14 protein-coding genes and 2 pseudogenes are annotated in these 18,760 nt (G+C 62.5%); 6 read left to right on the top strand and 10 right to left on the bottom strand.

Annotated elements, in window-relative coordinates; translation table 11 throughout:
• Positions 1-553: pseudogene (locus ACT6QG_RS00210) on the top strand (IS5 family transposase); the annotation flags it as partial.
• 257 nt (positions 554-810) lie between these two features.
• Here the strand turns inward: ACT6QG_RS00210 and ACT6QG_RS00215 are convergent.
• Genes ACT6QG_RS00215 through ACT6QG_RS00225 form a run of 3 tightly spaced genes read right to left on the bottom strand, consistent with a single transcriptional unit; the run spans position 811 to position 4,204 of the window.
• Positions 811-1,728 carry a plasmid partitioning protein RepB C-terminal domain-containing protein gene (locus ACT6QG_RS00215; RefSeq protein ID WP_444975602.1) on the bottom strand — a complete coding sequence of 306 codons (918 nt, stop codon included), beginning with the start codon at positions 1,726-1,728 and terminating at the stop codon, positions 811-813.
• A complete protein-coding gene (locus tag ACT6QG_RS00220; RefSeq protein WP_444975603.1) occupies positions 1,728-2,630 on the bottom strand; it encodes a plasmid partitioning protein RepB C-terminal domain-containing protein in 903 nt (300 codons plus the stop codon). Before ACT6QG_RS00220 ends, ACT6QG_RS00215 begins: the two co-directional genes overlap by 1 nt.
• A complete protein-coding gene (locus ACT6QG_RS00225; protein WP_444975604.1) occupies positions 2,630-4,204 on the bottom strand; it encodes a recombinase family protein in 1,575 nt (524 codons plus the stop codon). Before ACT6QG_RS00225 ends, ACT6QG_RS00220 begins: the two co-directional genes overlap by 1 nt.
• A gap of 95 nt (positions 4,205-4,299) precedes the next feature.
• On the opposite strand from ACT6QG_RS00225, the gene ACT6QG_RS00230 reads away from it, so the two are divergent.
• Positions 4,300-4,680 carry a hypothetical protein gene (locus ACT6QG_RS00230; RefSeq protein ID WP_444975605.1) on the top strand — a complete coding sequence of 127 codons (381 nt, stop codon included), beginning with the start codon at positions 4,300-4,302 and terminating at the stop codon, positions 4,678-4,680.
• A gap of 310 nt (positions 4,681-4,990) precedes the next feature.
• On the opposite strand, the gene ACT6QG_RS00235 is transcribed toward ACT6QG_RS00230, so the two are convergent.
• Positions 4,991-5,773 (bottom strand): AraC family transcriptional regulator, encoded by a 783-nt coding sequence (locus tag ACT6QG_RS00235; RefSeq protein WP_444975606.1) that lies wholly within the window; start codon positions 5,771-5,773, stop codon positions 4,991-4,993.
• A 123-nt stretch (positions 5,774-5,896) separates the two neighbouring features.
• Between ACT6QG_RS00235 and ACT6QG_RS00240 the strand changes: the two genes are divergently transcribed.
• Positions 5,897-7,087, top strand: coding sequence for an MFS transporter (locus tag ACT6QG_RS00240; protein WP_444975607.1), 1,191 nt, complete (start codon positions 5,897-5,899; stop codon positions 7,085-7,087).
• Between the two features lie 121 nt (positions 7,088-7,208).
• Here the strand turns inward: ACT6QG_RS00240 and ACT6QG_RS00245 are convergent, their stop codons facing one another.
• From ACT6QG_RS00245 to ACT6QG_RS00260, 4 genes are read right to left on the bottom strand one after another with little or no spacing between them, the layout of a single operon-like run.
• Positions 7,209-9,002 carry an ABC transporter ATP-binding protein gene (locus tag ACT6QG_RS00245; RefSeq protein WP_444975608.1) on the bottom strand — a complete coding sequence of 598 codons (1,794 nt, stop codon included), beginning with the start codon at positions 9,000-9,002 and terminating at the stop codon, positions 7,209-7,211.
• The gene (locus ACT6QG_RS00250; RefSeq protein WP_444975609.1) at positions 8,999-10,819 is read right to left on the bottom strand and encodes an ABC transporter ATP-binding protein; all 1,821 of its coding nucleotides are present in this window, start codon (positions 10,817-10,819) and stop codon (positions 8,999-9,001) included. Before ACT6QG_RS00250 ends, ACT6QG_RS00245 begins: the two co-directional genes overlap by 4 nt.
• Positions 10,816-12,075, bottom strand: a complete 1,260-nt coding sequence (locus ACT6QG_RS00255; protein WP_444975610.1) for an MFS transporter — start codon at positions 12,073-12,075, stop codon at positions 10,816-10,818. The genes ACT6QG_RS00250 and ACT6QG_RS00255 overlap by 4 nt, the downstream gene beginning before the upstream one ends.
• Before the next feature lie 8 nt (positions 12,076-12,083).
• Positions 12,084-14,243 carry a TonB-dependent receptor gene (locus ACT6QG_RS00260; RefSeq protein ID WP_444975611.1) on the bottom strand — a complete coding sequence of 720 codons (2,160 nt, stop codon included), beginning with the start codon at positions 14,241-14,243 and terminating at the stop codon, positions 12,084-12,086.
• 487 nt (positions 14,244-14,730) lie between these two features.
• On the opposite strand from ACT6QG_RS00260, the gene ACT6QG_RS00265 reads away from it, so the two are divergent.
• Positions 14,731-15,327, top strand: coding sequence for a helix-turn-helix domain-containing protein (locus ACT6QG_RS00265; RefSeq protein ID WP_444975612.1), 597 nt, complete (start codon positions 14,731-14,733; stop codon positions 15,325-15,327).
• A gap of 65 nt (positions 15,328-15,392) precedes the next feature.
• Here the strand turns inward: ACT6QG_RS00265 and ACT6QG_RS00270 are convergent, their stop codons facing one another.
• A complete protein-coding gene (locus ACT6QG_RS00270; RefSeq protein ID WP_444975613.1) occupies positions 15,393-16,628 on the bottom strand; it encodes an MFS transporter in 1,236 nt (411 codons plus the stop codon).
• Positions 16,629-16,736: 108 nt separating this feature from the next.
• Here ACT6QG_RS00270 and ACT6QG_RS00275 point away from each other — a divergent pair, with 108 nt between their 5' ends.
• On the top strand, positions 16,737-17,189 hold the full coding sequence (locus tag ACT6QG_RS00275; RefSeq protein ID WP_444975614.1) for a winged helix-turn-helix transcriptional regulator: 453 nt from the start codon (positions 16,737-16,739) through the stop codon (positions 17,187-17,189).
• 107 nt (positions 17,190-17,296) lie between these two features.
• Here the strand turns inward: ACT6QG_RS00275 and ACT6QG_RS00280 are convergent, their stop codons facing one another.
• On the bottom strand, positions 17,297-18,160 hold the full coding sequence (locus tag ACT6QG_RS00280; RefSeq protein WP_444975615.1) for an SDR family NAD(P)-dependent oxidoreductase: 864 nt from the start codon (positions 18,158-18,160) through the stop codon (positions 17,297-17,299).
• A gap of 312 nt (positions 18,161-18,472) precedes the next feature.
• Between ACT6QG_RS00280 and ACT6QG_RS00285 the strand changes: the two are divergent.
• Positions 18,473-18,760, top strand: a pseudogene (locus ACT6QG_RS00285) (IS5 family transposase); the annotation flags it as partial.

Consider the following 18,760-nt stretch of genomic DNA (forward strand, 5'->3'; position numbering starts at 1 on the left):
GCGAAGATCGCACCTTTGCTGCCGGGCAAAGCCACGGATCCGGGCCGCACTGGCTCGGACAACCGCTTGTTCGTGAACGGTTGTCTGTGGGTTCTGCGCTCCGGGGCGCATTGGTGTGACCTGCCCGAGCGCTATGGCCGCTGGAAGAGCGTTCACAAGCGCTTCAGCCGCTGGTGCCACGCAGAAGTGTGGGAGCGGGTATTTGCGGCCCTGACCGCCGATCACGACAACCAATATCTGATGATTGACAGCACTATTGTGCGGGCTCACCAGCAGGCGGCGAACGGAAAAGGGGGCCAGGGATCAGGCGCTGGGGCGTTCCCGAGGCGGACTGACCACCAGGGTCCACATGCTGGCTAACGCGCTCGGCAGGCCGCTGCGCTTCATCGTCACGCCCGGCCAGACTGACGACGTCACCCAGGCTCCGGCTCTCCTTCATGGACAGGATGGCAGCGCTGTACTCGCCGACAAGGCCTATGACAGCAATACCTTACGAGCCCCCACCGCGAAAATGGGCGCACAAGCGGTCATCCCCTCGAACTGCTCCCGCAGGGCATCCACGTGCCCGGCGTCGATGTCGGCTCGAACTGGCTCACCCAGATCCTCTACTCCCTTGGCCTCGGCACGCTGTGCGCCGGCATCAATAATGCCGTGAAGTGAGCGAACAGAGGCATGCCGACGCGCCCAAACCCGACATGCCTCTCTCCGCATCGGAATGTCGATGAAAACTCAGCCAGTCTTGTCGGCTCCAAACGGGTTCAGCACCATTCCCACCACCGCGCTTATCGGCTCCGGGCCCCATCATCGCCGTCAGGACAGCTCGGTCGGCAAGGTCGACGTCATTTCCGCAATCGTCTGAAGTTCACCGACGAATTCGGGGCGATGCATCATCAGGTATCGGACGATGCGACGATTCCCGAGCAGCTTTGACAGATAGCCTTTGATCACGGTGAGCTGGAGGTGGTCCTTCCCGTAGGAGTCCTGGATCGACGTTATCGCTTCCTGCAACCGATTGAGTTCGCTCTCCATTCGAGCCATGGCCTCGGGTGTGAGACCCTTGGGGCGTTTCGACTGGTTCGCGTCGACGAGCTGGGACTGCGGAGTGCCGGCCAGAATCGCCGAGATGTAGGCGACCGAGTAGTTGTTGGCATTCACGAGAAGCTCGGCGGCCTCGATCTGGCGGAGCGTTTTCATTTTCCGCAATGTCTCGAAGACACCGATGGGGCATGGCTTGTCTTTCAGGAGCGCGACGGCTTCCTCGCAAATCCCATCCAGAAGTCGCACCTTGCGCTGCACGCTCTGGATATTGATGTCGAGTGCCTTGGCAATCTTCTCCTCGGGCACGCCTCGCTCGATCGCGCGCCGGATCATCTTGTGTTCCTGAACGGCCGCGAGCCGGCTGATCCGCTTGTTGTAGGTGAACGCCTCATCGTCGGTTGAAATGAGGCATTCGACCTCGGTTTTGCCGAGGTCTTTCAAAATCTCGATCCGCAAATGCCCATCGAGCAGCAGAAAGATGTTGGGCTGGTTTTTGTCGCGCGCAACCACCGGCGCCTCGACCAAGCCGACTTCCCGCACCGATGCGGTGATCTGTCGGTATTTCTGGCTCGCCTTCACGGTCTTGCGCAGGGTGTGGACCGGCAGTATCGCGTTGATTGGCAGGACCACGAAGTCTGCTTCAAAGGCGATCTTCACGATTTCGGATGGGCGGGGCGGCTCACGCTTCATCAGCTCGCTCCCGCCACCAGCCGGCTCTCCAGCCAAGACGGCATGGAATCCAGTCCCTCAGCCCGCAACAGCGTCAGGAAGTGGTCGTCCTCACGCAGAGCACGAAATGCCTCGACCACGAAAAGCAGTCGGTTCTGCGTGATCTCCGCCTTCTTGATCATCAGTTTCTGGCGATCCGCCTCCTGCCGATAGACCCGGACCAGCGCATCGCTCGTCAGTGGTCGCTGGATCTTTCGGCCGAACGGGGTTTCGTTGACATGGCGCCCCCGGCGCTTGCGCTGCTGCAATAACCGGCGAACAGCGGCGAGCTTCTTTCCCCTCAGCTTCTTCTCGGTATACGCGTCCATCAGCGCGCGCTGCGCGCCTTCGTCGTCGGTGCGCGAGATTTCAATGGCGAGCTTGAGCGGCAGGAGCCCCGTTTCCACCGCCGAGACCAGACGCTCTTCACCACGCTCCAACAGCCCGGCGATCATGTTCACATATTCCGGGCTGACACCGATCTTTTCGGCGATCTGGCGGTCATTGTAGCCGCGGCGGCGCAGCGTCCCGATTTCCTGCATGAGATCGATCGCCCGATGCTGGCGGCGCGCGCAGTTCTCGACCAGACTCATCACCAGGCATTCATCCTCGCTGGCGTTGATGATGATGGCCGGGATTTCGCTCTGCCTGAGCTGGATGAATGCCTCCAGTCGCCCTTGACCGCACACGAGGTCATACTCGACCGGATCGGTTCCCGGCCGCCGGCTGACCGTGATCGGTCTCTTCAGCCCGACTTTGGCGATATTGTCGACGATCTCCCCGAAGTTGCGCCGATTGCGCACGCGAGGGTTCAGCACCCGGATCCTCTCGGTCGGGATGAGCGTTGCCTGCTTCTGTGCCGCATGGACGATGTCGCCTTGCATCAAGCCACCTCCGAAAAATGGGCCCGACCGGCCAGCGCATAGAAGAAGTCGAGCGTGTCGAAACGATAGGCATCGAGCGCCAGCCCGTTCTGATGGGCCAGACGAAGGCGCGGCACGCTCATGTCGATGCCGGGAAGGACGTAGTAGTCGAGGGGCACCTTGTTTCCCTCGTCCATCCTGACCGCGATGGTGATGTCCGGGACAAGACCGACGTCGAGCCGGATTCGCCACCGCAAAGATCCTGTCGGGGTCTCGAAGCAGCGTGCGATGACAACCGAGGCCATGAATTCGTCATTCACGCGGATCAGGTCGCTGACGGGGTCCCGCTCAGGCCGCCCGCCTGCCGCAGCTATGCCGGCCATGATGTTCGCGACCACCTGCGGATGCGCATCGCGCAGGGTGCGGTTGACCTCGATGTAGCGATAGTCGCGCTCGGGCTCGTAGCCGATCAGCTCATAGGCCCGCAGCAGGCTGCCGAAGCGATACCGATATGCGCTCGACGATGGCATGTCGTCACGCTCATCAATGACGATACCGGAAAGGCTTCCGTATTCTTCGAGCAGGGCGCGCAACATCGCCAACAGATCTTCGTCGGAGTGATGATGGCTGCGTGCGTCGATGATCGCGCGGGCTCGCTCGAATAGCGCCTGCTCGACGACCGGCGCATATACGCCATCAGCCCGAATCCACAGCTCTCGCGGATTGGCGACGCGCCGCTGCTTCAGCTTGAACGAGATCTTGTTGTAGACGTTATTGCCGATGTATTTTTCATTGGTCAGGACTTGGTGGACCGCCGCCCGCGTCCACGGCCGGCCGAGGTCCGTCGTGATGCCATCCGCATTCAGCGCGGCCGCGATCTGTTTCTCGGATCGCCCCTCATGTACGAACAGGTGATACATCCGCTGGATCGCGGCGATCTCCTCGGCCGGTCCTGGGACCAGCACGACACGATCGGTCTGAAGGCTTTTGCGATCGCCGCGCCCGAGTTCTCCCTTGTGGTTGCCGTGCTCGTCGATCAACACACGGCGAAGACCGTAGCCCGGCGTGCCGCCCTGGCGAAATCCCAGTTCGACCAACCGGCATTGGCCTGCAAAAACCTTGACTGAAAGCTCCCGGCTGTATTCGCCGGCCATGACGCGCTTGACGGTCTTCATCAGGTTGGAGCTGATGCTGCCGTCGTTCTCGAATTGCTCCCCGCAATAGTGAACCCTAATGCCAGCACGGGAGCAGATGTGCTCATGATAGGCCCCTTCATCCGCATCCTGGAAGCGGCCCCACCGACTCACGTCATAGACAAGTATTGCCGAAAAGTTTGCATGGCCTGACTCGACCTCGGCCATAAGACTTTGGATCGCTTCCCGCCCATCAAGACGAAGCCCGCTCCGCCCCGCGTCCTCGAAGACGCGTATGATGTTCAGTCCACGGGCGGCGGCATATTTCTCGATGACGCCAAGCTGATTCTCTGTCGAGTATTTCTGATGATCCGTCGACATGCGGACATAGGCGACGGCGGCAATATCATTGCCGGCATCATCATTGGTTTTGCGTTTTTGTTTCGAGAGCTGTCCCCTCACTGGCCCATCCTCACGCGGCAGTCGGGAGTATTTCGTCGAACCTGCAACGCCTCCAGATCAATGCTCTTCGCGAATTTAAAGCGAAGGAGCGTGGAATGTCGTTTCCGAAAAAGGGCAAGTCCTTTCCGGGCAATGGAATGAATGGTGGAGGGTCGCCGTCGAGTGAGACGCGATTTGCTACGGAGATTGCGGCGGCGCTGAAGCGGTCGCTCGGCTCAACCCATGCTGCCGTGAAAACGGCTGCGGTCTGGACCGGAGCCCACGAGCGAACGGCGAAGAACTGGTTTTCCGGGCGCTACGGCCCAAGCGGCGAGCACCTCGTCGCTCTTGCGCGGAACTCCGACGAGGTGCTTCATGCCTTTCTGGGCATGGCCGGGCGCCCCGACCTGATCGCCGTCGTCAAGCTTGCCCATCTCGAATATGCTGCCGAGGATCTCCTGGCAACGATCAGAAAGCTCAACGACAGAAGCATGTGATGAATAGTGGTCAAGGCCATGTTCGATCGGCCTCTCGGACATTGCCTTGATCCTGCAGCCTCAGAATCGACCGGTATTGCGTTCAGTTTCGAACGAACCGGAGAAGAATTTTCTGTCCGGATTACAGTCATCCGCCATAGCCCTTCCTCCCATCCGAGTCCTTCATATTTGAGACACGCTTCTCGCTTCATGGAGAGGCTTGGCCATTTCACTTCATGCCCGCCAAGATCTTGAGTATTTCCACCCTTTCAAGCAAAATCCCCCGAACATTCAGCAAGAAAAATGATCGCCAAAGCCATAATATCCCCCATCACCCCCTTGAAAAGTATCTGGCCGGTGTTTCCCCGAGTGCCTTCTTGAACATCTGTATAAAAGCCGTCACGGATTCATAGCCCAGCGTCTCGGAAACCTGCTGGACTGTCGCTCCATTGGCAAGTTCACGAAGAGCGGTGATGAGGTGTAGCTGCTGGCGCCAGCGGCCGAAGGTCAGCCCGGTCTCCTGCACCATCAGGCGGGCCAGGGTGCGCTCACTCAGCGCGACACGATCGGCCCAGGCGGCAAGCGTGCTTCTGTCGGATGGATCGACGGTGAGGGCCTGCGCAATCAGGCGCACTTTCGGATGGTCCGAGATCGGCAGGTTCAGGCGCTCTTCCGGCATGAGGCACAGCTCATCCAGAAGCACCCGGACAAGCCGGGCGGTATGGCTGTCAGGCGCATAATCCGATGACATTCCAGCCAGCCGGAGAATGAGCTCGCGCACCACGGCAGAGATTGCGAGCGTGCAACAATGATCAGGCAGACTGGCCGCGCCCGGCTCGATAAAAAGAAATGCCAGCCGGGCATTTCCTGTCGCACGATTGCTGTGGGCAACGCCCCCCGGCACCCAGACCCCGCAATGCGGCGGCACAATCCACATGCCGTTTGCAGCCGTGCAGGTCACGGCCCCGTGAAGGGCCAGAATGAGCTGGCCCTTGCGATGCTGATGGCGTGGCACTTCCCGCTCGTAACTGGTGAACTCAAGGCTCAGCGCAATAGCCGGCTGTGTTGACAGGTCCGGGTCGAAGTCCACTGCGGCGCTTCGGCGAGGCGGCATGGCATGTCCACTTTTGGCAGGATACAGAGATAACAAGTCATAATATCGCAATTCATGCCATGCCGGGAAGGGTAAGTATCATGCAGCGACACCCCTTCTCTGCCCCTGAACAAAGATGCCCACATGCACACGGCCGACAACCGATCCCTCATCTCCCGCTCATCCATACTCATTCTTGGGATACTGCTCATCGCGGCAAGTCTGCGCGCGCCCATCACAGGTGTAGCGCCGGTACTTGGCATGATCCGCGAAGACTACATGCTGAGCACAGTGGAAGTCGGAATCCTGACGACGCTGCCCCTGCTGGCCTTTGCCTTCGCATCTCCGTTCTGCGTTCTGCTGGCGCGTGAATATGGCCTTGAGAGAAGCCTGTTCATGGGGCTGGTCCTGATCGCGCTGGGGATCATCGCACGCTCCAGCGGCCCCGTCTGGATGCTGTTCATCGGATCAGGCATCATCGGGCTGGGCATTGCGATTGCCAATGTTCTGCTCCCCGCCTTGCTCAAGCGCGACTTTCCCGACAGGATCTCCAGCCTGACAGCGGCCTATGCCCTTGTTGCGGGCGTCGTGGCCGCACTTGTTTCGGCCTGCGTGGTTCCTGTTGCAAATCTTCACGGGGCAGGATGGACATGGGCCCTGGGGATATTCGCAGCCCTGCCGATGATCGCCATGTGCGTGTGGGCGCCGCAGCTGCGGGACACCAGCAGGCCGACTGCTGAAACCGCGACCCCGCCTCATCCGGAAGGGGCCATATGGCGTTCTGCTCTGGCCTGGCAGGTCACGATCTTTCTCGGCCTCAACTCCCTGATCTATTATACCGTGGTCACCTGGCTTCCCGATATTCTGGCCTCGGCCGGCTATTCCCGCGAGGCGGCAGGCTCCCTCCATGGCGTGTCCCAGCTCGCCACCGCAGTTCCCGGAATCGTGCTGATACCGGTGCTGCGCCGCTTCAGGGATCACAAGGTCATCGCGGCCGGAACGGCCCTCATCACCGCCACCGCCCTGCTGGGCCTGCTGGCCATGCCGCATCTGGCGCTGGTCTGGACCGCCATGTTCGGCTTCGGCACCGGTGCAACCTTTATCCTTGCCTTGTCATTCGTGAGCCTGCGCGCCAGCAGCGTGCGCCAGGCCGGCGCGCTCTCCGGCATGGCGCAGACCGTTGGCTACACTGTTGCCGCAGCCGCGCCGCCCCTCACCGGGCTTGCCCATGACATGTCCGGGGGATGGCCGGTTCCGCTGGGGATTTGTGTCATTGTGTGCTGCATCATGGCCGCCTTCGGCTTTGCCGCCGGCCGCCCGCGTCACATCCGTTGAGATGTGAAACAAGACTTGAGAAACCCGAGACAGACAGGGGCTGGACAGGAGGGCGCAAGGCGGCGAGCTCCTGTCCAGCCCGCCCGCCATCATGCGGCAGCCCGCACCGATGCCGGCCTCATCACGGCCGCCAGATTTTTGCCTTGTCCTGCGCCTGCCACATGTCGTGATACCGGCCACGGCCCATGATGAGCTCGGCATGCGTGCCGCTTTCAGCAAGCCGCCCGTTTTCGACGAAGAGGACAAGATCGGCCCCGACAATTGTCGACAGCCGGTGCGCGATGACAATCACCGTGCGCTCCTTCACCAGCGCATCCATGGCCCGTTGAACGGCGAGCTGGTTTGCCGCATCCAGTGCGGCGGTCGGTTCGTCGAGGATCACGATCGGCGCGTTCTTCAGCACTGCGCGGGCGATGGAAAGACGCTGCCTTTCACCGCCAGACAAGCGGCCGCCATAATCACCGAGCCGCGTCTGCCAGCCCTGCGGCAGGCGCTCGATAAAATCGAGGCACTGCGCGGCGGCAGCAGCAGCCTCCACCTCCGCATCGCTGGCCTGCGGACGGCCGAAACGGATATTGGCGGCAACCGTGTCATCAAACAGGTGAACCTCCTGAAACACGGTTGAGATGAGGCTGTTCAGCACGGTGGGCGAGATGGACCGCAGATCCACGCCGCCGATCGTGATGGCCCCCTCCTGGGGATCGGCCTGACGCATCAGCAGCCGGGCGAGCGTGCTCTTGCCAGATCCCGAGGGGCCCACAAGCGCCGTCATGCCCTGTAGCGGCAAGGTGGCGCTGAAATCGCGAATGGCCGGGCTCAGTGCCTGCGCATACTGAAAGCTGACATGGGTGAAGCGGATGTCGAAACGCTCCGGCTGGCGTGCGGGCAAGTGCTGCGGCAATGGTTCCACCGCCTCGATGGCGTCTATGCTTTCAAGGCCGGCCTCGATCAGCTCGATCATCATGGTGTAGGAGACGAATGTCGCGAGCGGTTCGGCAAAGCGCGCCGCCATCACCATGACGGCAGCCAGCAGTGCCGGTTCGAGCGAACCGTTGCAAACCCAGAACAGCCCGGCCGCCGTGATGGCCAGCAAACCTGTCTCGATCAGGCCGGCAATGATGACGCCGGGCCGCACACCCTCGCGATGCCGGGTGGTCTGGAGCATTTCCAGGTGATGGAGACTGTCCTGCAAGGCGCCCGCCTTTTCCCCGGCGCAGCGTGCAGCCCGCAGGGTCGGCAGGCCCTGCACATATTCCACGATATCCGCATTCACCTGCCGATGTGCCAGCCCAAGGTCCCGCATGTTGCGGATGAAGGCCGGCCGACGCCAGCGATACAACGGCACGATGGTGCAGAAGACGCAAAGCATCAGCGCACCAAGACGCCAGTCATAGATGAATGTCACACCGGCAGCGACAAGCGGTGTCAGCGTGGCGACAAGGATGAGATTGACAATGGTGAGAACATGATTGAGGTGCTCGTCCACATTGCCGAGAACCGCGGCGTGGATTTCACCGGACCGTTGCTCGCGCAGGCGCTCCAGCGGCATCCGGCGCAACTGTCTGCCGAGGCGCTCACGCAGTGCATGGGTCGCCAGAGCCATGTGTCCGTTATAGTCAAAGCCCTGTGCCCGCCAGCGCAAGAGCGTTGAGGCCGCCATCAGCACCAGCATGAGCGCAAACCAGATGCCCGCCTGGCCGAGCTCCCCTCTCGTGACCAGCGCGTGAAACAGCGGCAGGAGACAGGCAAAGGCCAGCCCTTGCGCGCCCGCCGCCAGCACAAGGCCGAAGAGGCTCGCGCGCAGTTGCGGTGCATGGGCGCCGGTGCTGCGCATCAGGCGCCTGAGAGTCTCGCGCCACGGGCGGGGCGCGTGTGCCTCATGGCCTGTCATGACTTCGGTGACGGCCTCGCTCACGGTGCTGTTCCTGTCTTGCGAGTGGCGCGCATGGTCCAGCCCGCGGCCTGCTCATGATCCGCCCAAAGCCGGGCATAGAGCCCCCCATGGGCGATGAGATCCTCATGTTTTCCGCGCTCGACCAACCGGCCCCTGTCCAGCACGAGGATCTGGTCGGCACCGCGAATGGTTTCCAGACGATGCGCCACGATGATGACGGTGCGCCCCTGCATGAGCGAGGCGAGTGCGCGGACCAGCGCGCCCTCGCTTTCCGGGTCGGCAAAGGCGGTCGCCTCGTCGAGGACGAGGATGGGGCGATCTTCCAGAATGGCCCGCGCAATGGCGAGACGCTGGCGCTGCCCGCCCGAAAGGAAAGTGCCATGCTCGCCGATGCGCGTGTCGTAACCCGATGGCAGTTTCATGATGAAGTCGTGTGCCTGCGCGGCGCGCGCGGCGGCCATCATCCTCTCCCCATCAGCTTCCGGGCAGCCCAGACGGATGTTTTCGGCAACGGTTCCGGCAAAGAGGAAGCAGTCCTGAAACACGAAGGACATGTGCGCCATGAGCATGTCCGGCTCCATCTGCCGCACATCGACCCCGCCAACCAGAATGCGCCCGCCGGTCACATCCCGAAAGCGGGGGATCAGGCGCACCACGGTGCTCTTGCCAGCCCCTGAAGGACCGACCAGCGCGGTGACGCTGCCCGGTGCGGCGGTGAAGCTGAGATCGTGCAACACCTCGTCCTCGCATGCCTCATACCGGAAATGGACATGATCGAAGACAATGCCGGCATCGGCAGGCGGGTGGGGCGCGGGGGTCTGGACGCACTGTTCGGGCAGGTCCATCACCTGCCGGATCCGGGCGATGCTCTGCCGCGATTTCTCAACCATGTGGTTGAGCATCATCAGCGGCATCACCGCCTCGGCCATTCCGGTTCCCAGCAGCAGCACGGCAACCCAGCTTGCAAAATCAAGCGTGCCCTGCGCAAACAGGATGGCGCCGAACCCGACCAGCACCGCCACTGTCGGCATCGGATTGAGCGCGGCCAGTGAGAAGCGGGCCGTGAAGCTCACCGCGCGGTACCAGCCTGTCAGCATGTCGCGATAGGCATCAAGCGCGCGCTGATAGCGCCCGAAGGTCGTTTCCCCCGTATCGAAGGTCCGCACCACGGGCATGGCCTGCACATATTCGACCACCGATGCGCTCACCCTTTCGCGCGCCGCATTGTAGCGGCGGGTCATCTCGGTGCGGTCACGCATCGCCAGAGCCAGCACGCCGAAGCCAGCGAACAGGACAAGCAGCGCCGCGAGAGCCAGACGCCAGTCCAGCCAGAGCAGAATGCAGAAGGTGAAGACCGGCATGGCATAGGCGCGGGCAAAGAAGGGCGTGCTGTCCGCGACGAAGACATGCAGCTCCTTCACGTCATCATGCATGACCTTGGTGAGCGCCCCCGTTCCCATCGCCTCCACATCCCCCAGCGACACCCGCGAGAGATGGCGCGCCAGCCCCGTGCGCAGGATCGTTTCCAGCCGGAAGGCGGCATAATGCGACTGGTCGAACGCGGACAGGCGCAGCACATAGGCGCACAGGGTGGCGGCCAGCGCGCCGGCCAGAGGCCGCCAGGGCCAGGACGAGGGCATGGAGGAGGACATGTGCATGGCATCACGCAGGGCCAGCGCGCACAGGGCCAGCGCAATCAGCCCGCAAAGCCCGCTGAGCACGGACAGGGCGATGGCAAGGCCGATCTGCCCCCGCACCGGAGCCATGATGGCCCACGGGCTGGCCTGTGTCCCGTTCTGTCCGCCCGCCTCCGGACGGGCCTGCTGAGAGGATGTCATGACGTGCGGCTTCCCCTCTGCGGCAATACGGCCCCGGATGCCCGGTAGCCGGGCGACAGCACAGCGGCGGCAATGGATGCCACGGTTGCAATGATGATGACGCCGGAATACCCCACCGATCCGGCCAGCGCGGCGGCAAGGCTCATGGTGCCGATGGCGGCGAACTGGTTCACGCTGAACTGGAGCGTGTAGTCTGTCGCGGGGCTGTCATAGGCGGCCTCATCCATCATCATGGTGGCCATGACGACAGCGGCCGGATTGTAGCAGGCGAAGAACAGGAGCGCTCCCAGCGCGGCGGCCCCGGCGCCAGAGTTCCCGGTGACGAGCAGAACCGCGAGAACGGCGATGATCTGCACCAGCGCCGCGCCGACCAGCGCCACATGGCGGGTGCAGCGGCGCATCAGCCATCCGGTTCCCATCGCTGTGGCAAGGCCAATGAAGGAGCCGGCGACATTCACCGTCAAGCCGATGGCGTTCAGGCTCCACCCCGCATCCACCAGCGCCGGGGTGATGACGGCATAAGCCATGCCGCTGCCGACGGGAAAGAGCAGCAGCAGCACCAGCCAGCGCCCCCGCCCGGGTGCACGCCAGAACAGGGCGAAGCGGGAGAACAGCACCCCCGTGCGCAATGTTCTCGCACCCCAGTGGGGTTCACGAAACCACAGCAATTGCAGTGGCGATATGGCGGTGCAGGCCGCCAGAACCATCAGGCATCCCTGCCAGCCGATATGGGGGTAGGCCATCAGCATCACACCGCCACCGATGAGATTGCCGATGAGCCCGCCCGCAATCTGCAACCCGTTTCCAAGGCCCCTCTCCTGCGGGCCCAGCATGCGGCAGGCCAGTCCGTCCACGGCGATATCCTGCGTCGCTGACAGAAACGCCACGCCGAGGCACAGGCTGTAGACAAGGGTGAAATCGGAGATGACATCGAGCATGCCGATGAACAGCAGCAGGATGACCAGCAGGCTCTGGGCCAGCAGCAGCCAGCCGCGATAATGCCCGAGCCGGCCGATATGGATCCGGTCGATCCACGGGGTCCAGAGGAATTTCAGCGGCCAGATCAGCCCCAGCATATAGACGAGGCTGACCGTTTCCAGCGCCGCCCCGCGCTCGCGCAGGATCGCCACCAGAGCCGCGACGAAGAAGCCGAGGCCGAGATACTGGGTGGTATAGAGGCTGCCCAGCAGCGCCCAGGCCTGGCGCGACATCAGCGTCCCCTCACCGGATGGCTGATCGGAATGGCGTGGTTGCATGTCCGCGCTCAGAACCGGTGCGAGATGCCGGCGACGAATGTGCGCCCGCGCGCCATGCCGCCATAGGCCATGTTGGCGGCCGGAACGGCGTAGCCATACAGGTCGTACATGTCATCCAGCAGATTGCTGGCTCTCACATAGATTTCGGTCTTGTCCTGCGCCACGCCCACATGGATGTCGAGCTTGTGATAGGCCGCAAGATCGAGGCTGTTCTGCGGATTTGCCGGGCGCGGACCGACATAGCTGTAGCTGGCGATGCTCTTCAGCATGGGGCTGGACAGGCCGAGGAAGGGCGGCAGCGCGGTCTCATAGCTGGCGCTGACAAGGGCGCTCCAGGGCGAGACGTCCGGCACGAGATTGCCGGAGAGAATGTCGCCATCGCTGGGGCCGAAGACGCTGCTGGTGATGCGTGCATCCACATAGCTCAGCCCGGCCGCCAGCTCCAGCCCGCCCCCCACACGCCAGCGCCCCTGAAGCTCGAAGCCCTGGCTGCGGGTGTCGGCATTCACGACGCTCGACACATATGTTCCTGAATCATAGGCCAGCAGATGGTTGTTGGAGACCCAGTTCACATAGGCCGCCCCCGTGAGGGCGAAGGTCTTGTCCTCGCTCTCGCTTGCAAAGCCGATCTCGATCATGTCGTTGGTGGCGCCCCCGAACGGCTCGCCATCGGCGATCTGCGCCGCATACATGTTGTAGCCGCCGGGTGCGAAACCGCGGGCGTAGCGGGCATGGAGCACGGTGCCGGGCGTCAGGTCATAGGACAGCATGGCCCGGCCGGTGGTGGCGCTTTCGCTCATCGCGCGGGAATCGAACGAGCCCACCCCGCCCCGCCAGAAGCTGGCGTCATAATCCGTGCTGCTCCAGTTCTGCCGCAGGCCGAGCGTGAGCCGGAGCGCCGATGTGACCGGATAGGTCACATCCCCATAGATTGCATAGACATTGCTCTTGAAGTCCCGGAAGCGCGGGCTGGTATAGCCATATGTGTTGCGCGGGGTGTCATATGAGGCATCCATGTGCTGGAAGAACAGGCCCGCCGCCCATGTGATCGTGTCGCCGGGCAGGGATGAGAGCCTCAGATCCTGGGTAAAGAAGCTCTCCCGCCCATTGTCCTGGTTCCAGAACTCGGACGGATAACCCGACTGCGCCTGCATGATCTTGCGATCATAGGCGGCGATCTCCATGTTGCTCGCGTTCATGTAGGACGAGATGGAGGTGATGCGGCTGCTCGCCAGGTCATGGTTCACCTCAAGCGCATAGCGGTTCAGCGATTTGCCGACATCGTCATAAAGGCCGGGCGTCAGGTCCACACTCGGTTTGCGCCCGTAGGGCATCAGCACCAGAAGATTGGGCAGGGCATTCACATCCTCATGCTCCACTGTCACCAGCGCCGTGGTGCCCTGTTTCCCATCCCAGAAGATCTGGCCGCGCAGGGCGAAATTGCTGGGATTGGCCATTGGTGCGCCATCCGCATCATTCGTGACCCAGTGCTCCGACTGCGAATACCGCACCGCCAGACGGCCACTCAGCGTATCGGTCAGCGGCCCGCCGATCGCGGCTTCCAGCAGGGCCTGCCCCTGCTCGCCATATTCGGCCCGGCCATAGCCCTCGAAGGTGCGGGTGGGCTTGCGGGTGGTGATATCGACCGCACCGGCAAGTCCCCATGGACCGGACAGCGTGCCCTGCGGCCCCTTGAGGATCTCCATCCGGTCCACATCCAGCGTGCCGAGGGAGATGTGGCGCGCATTGATGGGGGCACCATCGATCACCATGGGCACCATGAAGTCGGTGACATCCGACAGATACATGGACCCGACGCCGCGGATGAAAACGGATGACAGATTGGTGCCACCGGAAGAGTTGATGTTCACGCCGGGGGTCATGCGCAGCACGTCCTCGGAATTGAACAGGCCGAGATCCTCGATTTCAGCACCGGTGAAAACCGTGGCGGTATATTGGCCCGCGCTCCGCTCCTGCCCCTCCACCAGCACGGGCGCCAGCTGAATCTCGGCATTCTCCGGCAGGCGAACCTGTGTATCGGAAGTCTCCGCGGAGCCGGCCTCCCGGGCCTGCAGCGCTGATGCGCCTGAAAAGGTCATGGCTGTGGCAAGGACAATGGCATGCAGGCTGGTGCCATGCTGCAGGCGAATGGGGCGCTGGCGTCGCATCTGGAGCTTTCCGGTCGAAACTTGTTCCTGCAAGTGCTAATCAAATGCGACGCCATATCCACCCGGATAAGCTCAAAGAATACCGCATTCCGATCATCCCGCTCTTCCAATCACGGCATGGATTGCAAAAGAAATGAAATTTCAACCCACAAGCGACATGCCGGTCTCGAAAGTGATGGCAGGAACAATAGCCGAGACACTTGGTCCCGGTTGCTTTTGCGAAACCCTGACATGCGCTCTTCAGGATGGATTGGAGATTCTCTACTGGCGGGGTAATTTTGAACAATTACAGGAAATACCACTCATCGACGACAGCAACCGGATATGCTTCAGCTTCAACCGTTGCGTGAGTGGTGGCGCCGAGTGCCTGTTCAATGAACATGGCGCCCACAGATATGAATTCTGCAAGAATTCTGGAAGCATACAGTATGGCCCCGGGCGGCGGGGCGTGTATCGCCAGCATGGAGAGGTGCGGAACCTTTCCGTCATGATGCATCCGGACCTTTTCGAGACATGGGTGGAAAAGGTTGATCCCGGCCTGCGGCAGGTGCTGGCCTGCGGGGGCGTTCTTGAAAGCCCGTGCAATGCGGAGCTGCTGGCGACGGCGCAGATTCTCGGCAATGCCCTGTTCCCGCAGGAGAAGAAGGGGCATGCCACCACTCAGCGCCACCCCCTGTGGCTACAGGCCCAATGCATGTCGTTTGTCGGGCTTTTCCTTGAGGCGCGTACGCAGGCTCCGGCGAGGAAGATGACCCCGGCGGACAGAAAGCGCCTGTTGCGGGCAAGGGACATTCTGCTGTCCGATCTCAGCCGGGTGCCGTCCATAGGCGAGGTTGCGCGCGAGGTGGGCCTGAGCGCTCCAACGCTGACGCGCGGTTTCCACCAGCTTTTCGGCACCAGCCCCTATGCGCTTTTCCAGCAGGAGCGGATGCAGGCCGCCCGTGGACGCCTGATGTCCGGGCCGGACTCCGTCATGCGTGTGGCCTCGGAACTGGGCTACACGAACCCAAGCCACTTCTCCGAGGCGTTTCGCAAACAGTTCGGCATTCTGCCAGGCGAGGTCAAGCGCCAGAGGCGTGTATGAAGGAAGGATGGCGCCTGTGCCGCCATGGTTCACCCCCGGCAGAACCGCTCCATTGTATCGGCCCGTCACCGTTCACAAACGCCCGGCCTTTCGCAATGCCATTGCCGATTGCTCCGTGATTGAAACAGCCATGCCAGCAATGCTGCCGCGCTGAATCCGGCACCCAATATGGAAACCCCGGTCCAGCCGGCACAGGCATGCGCCATCGTTGCGGCCATCGCCCCGCTGGCACTGCCGAGGGAATAAAACACCATATAGCCACCAACCAGACGGCTGCGGGCCTGTGGGTGCCGCTCGAAAATGATGCTCTGATTGGTGACATGGACCGCCTGCACCGCAAGATCCAGCAGCACCACACCGATCAGCAGGGCCGGGATCGAGACCGGCAGAAGCGCGATCAGCCCCCATGATGCCAAAAGAAGCGTGAGGGACACGCCCGTGGTCCATTGCCCAAGACCTCGATCGGCAAGCCGTCCCGCACCCGTCGCGGCGATGGCGCCCGCTATCCCGGCCAGACCGAACAGGCCGATCCGGCTATGGGAATAGTTGAACGGCGCGGCGCTCAGCGGCAGCACCAGAGCGGTCCAGAATGTGCTGAATGCCGCAAATATCAGCAAGGCAAGAATGCCGCGCGCAAGCAGGATGCGATCGTTCAGGAACAGCACAGGGATAGACCATAGGGTGGCGGCGTAGCTGTCGGTGCTGTCCGGTGGCAGGTTGCGCGGCAGAATGCGCGAGAGCAGCACGACCATCGCCAGCGTCAGAAGCGCCGATGTCAGATAGACCGCACGCCAGCCGCCAAGATCGGCCAGCACCCCGGCGATGAAGCGCGCGCCAAGAATGCCGGTCACCACGCCGCTGGTCACCATCCCGACCGCCCTGCCGCGCGCGGCAGGTGTGGCAAGCGTCGCCGCGAAGGACACCAGCACCTGCACGACCACGGCCAGCAGCCCGACCGCCGCCATGCCGGCAAACAGGATCGCCTCAGTCCTCGCCATGGCGACCGCCACCAGTGCGATAACGGACAAGACGCCCTGGCTGACGACAAGGCGGCGGCGATCCACCAGATCTCCCAGAGGCACAATGAACACCAGCCCCAGCCCATAGCCAAGCTGGGTGAGCGCCACAACCAGCCCGATGACGGCAGGCGCTATCGCAAAATCCCGCGCCATCGCGTCCAGCAGGGGCTGGGCATAATAGATATTGGCGACGCTGAGGCCGGCGGCGACAGCGAAGACCAGGGTCGTGGCCCTCGACAATCCGCCACTGAGCCGGGGCTTTGGGCTGCTTGCGTGCTGCATGGTGATCCCGTCAATGAACCCCTTCCGGTCTCATCATGAGACGACTTGCGCGCATGGAAATCCAGTTCTATTTTAGAACCAGATGATATGTGCAAGGGGCGAAAGGTCATGGTGAAGCGGGTCAGCCTCTGGAATAGCGACTGCCCAGTTGCGCGGGCACTGGATGTGATCGGCGACTGGTGGTCTTTGCTCATCATCCGCGACGCCTTCGACGGTGTACGGCGGTTCAGCGCTTTCCAGACCGGCCTCGGCATTGCAAGAGGGATGCTGGCGACACGCCTGCGCGACCTGACCGAGCGCGGCATCCTTGAAACCGCCCCGGCCTCTGATGGCACCGCCTATCGCGAATATGTGCTGACCGAAAAAGGGCGCGACCTGTTTCTGGTCATCGTCGCGCTGCGCCAGTGGGGCGAGGCGCATCTCTACCGTCCCGGTGAACCGCGATCCTTGCTGGTCGAAACCGAAACCGGCGCGCCTGTCGCCCCGCTTGAGGTGCGCGCGAAAAATGGGCGGGCACTCGGATGGAGCGATACGCGCGTGCTCAAGGCCGGAGGCACCTGACCTCAGGCCCGCACAAGGCAAGGCGAAGAGACACCGCCGGCCCCGAACGAAACGGAGGCCGCGCGGTGACATTCAGGACTTGCGCACTTTCTGGACGGGGCTCCCTCTCACCCCCGCGGCTCCACGGCCGGGACAGCAATGCGCGACCATTGTGCCGCAACTTCATCCACCGTTGCCGCCCGAACGCCGAGCAGATCGCGCGGATAGTCCACACCAGTCGCCTCTGCCGCGCGTGTTGCGTGGAACTGCCCGTTGGCGGCCCGCATGATCCACCCGCCCTCGACACAGGCATCCGAGGCCAGAAACACCGCGCCCGGCGCAACCTCGGAAGGCCGCAATTCATCAGGCTCACCATCGACACCCCACATGCGCGTCTTGGCGACGGGTGAAATGGCATTGACGACAATGCCATGGGCCGCACCCTCGGCCGCCAGAACATTGACGATGCCGACTGCCGCCATCTTCGCGGCGGCATAGGCGGCAAGGCCCTTGTGCACATATTGCGGATAGATCGCCCGGCATGATGTGGTGAGCACGATGCGCCCATAGCCGGCCGCCTTCATCACCGGCCATGCCGCCTGAGCCAGCCAGAGCGGGGCTTTGGCGCCAATGGTCATCATGTGATCGAAAGCTGCTTCCTCAATGTCCTCGACAGGCTGGTAGGCGACCCAGCCAGCATTATGGATCACCCCGTCCAGCCGCCCGTAATCCGCGATGATCCGCTCGACAAGCGCCCGGCAGCCACTGCGTGTCTCCAGGGAATCGCTTGCGGCCACGGCAGAATGGCCATCCGCCCGCAACAGGCTGGCGGCGTGCTCGGCAAGCTGCGGATCACGGCCCGAGCCGCTCGAATCTGCACCGACATCATGAATGATGACAGTTGCACCAAGCTCTGCAAGGCTGCGGACATATGCAAAGCCAAGACCCCGCCCGCCACCCGTGACAAGCACTGTTCTGTTCTCGAAATTCACCTGATGCTCTCCTGCTCCCCGCAAGAATGGAGAAGCAGGCGCGATATTTCAAATCGTCTGTGTCGCTGTGCTGCACCCTATGTTGCGCGCGAAAGCCAGTGATGCCGCGTAAGGACTAGGCTGTATCGACATTCAGCACCAGAAGGGCAAGGCGGCGATGTAGAGGCTGGCGAGGTAGTTATGCGGGATGCGGTCGTAACGGGTGGCGATGCGTCGTAGCTGCTTGAGTTTGCCGATGGTTCGTTCGATGTGGTTCCCAAAGGGAGCGATGTCTGATTCATGGGTTTCCGCATTTGCGGAGGCATCATGGGGATCAAGCGATACGAGTTGAGCGATGCGCAGTGGCGTCGGATTGAACCGCTGCTGCCTGGCAAGTCGACCGATCCGGGACGAACTGCGGTCGACAACAGGCTGTTTATAAACGGTGTCCTATGGGTCTTGGCTCGGGTGCGCGATGGTCGGACCTGCCCGAGCGCTACGGCAAATACAAGACCGTCCACAAGCGCTTCACCCGCTGGGCGCGTGCGGGCGTGTGGGAACGCATCTTTACCTTGCTCGCGCGCGACCGAGACAATGAGTATCTGATGATCGACAGTTCGA

The sequence above is a fragment of the Haloleucobacter ellipsoideus genome (assembly GCF_052491725.1).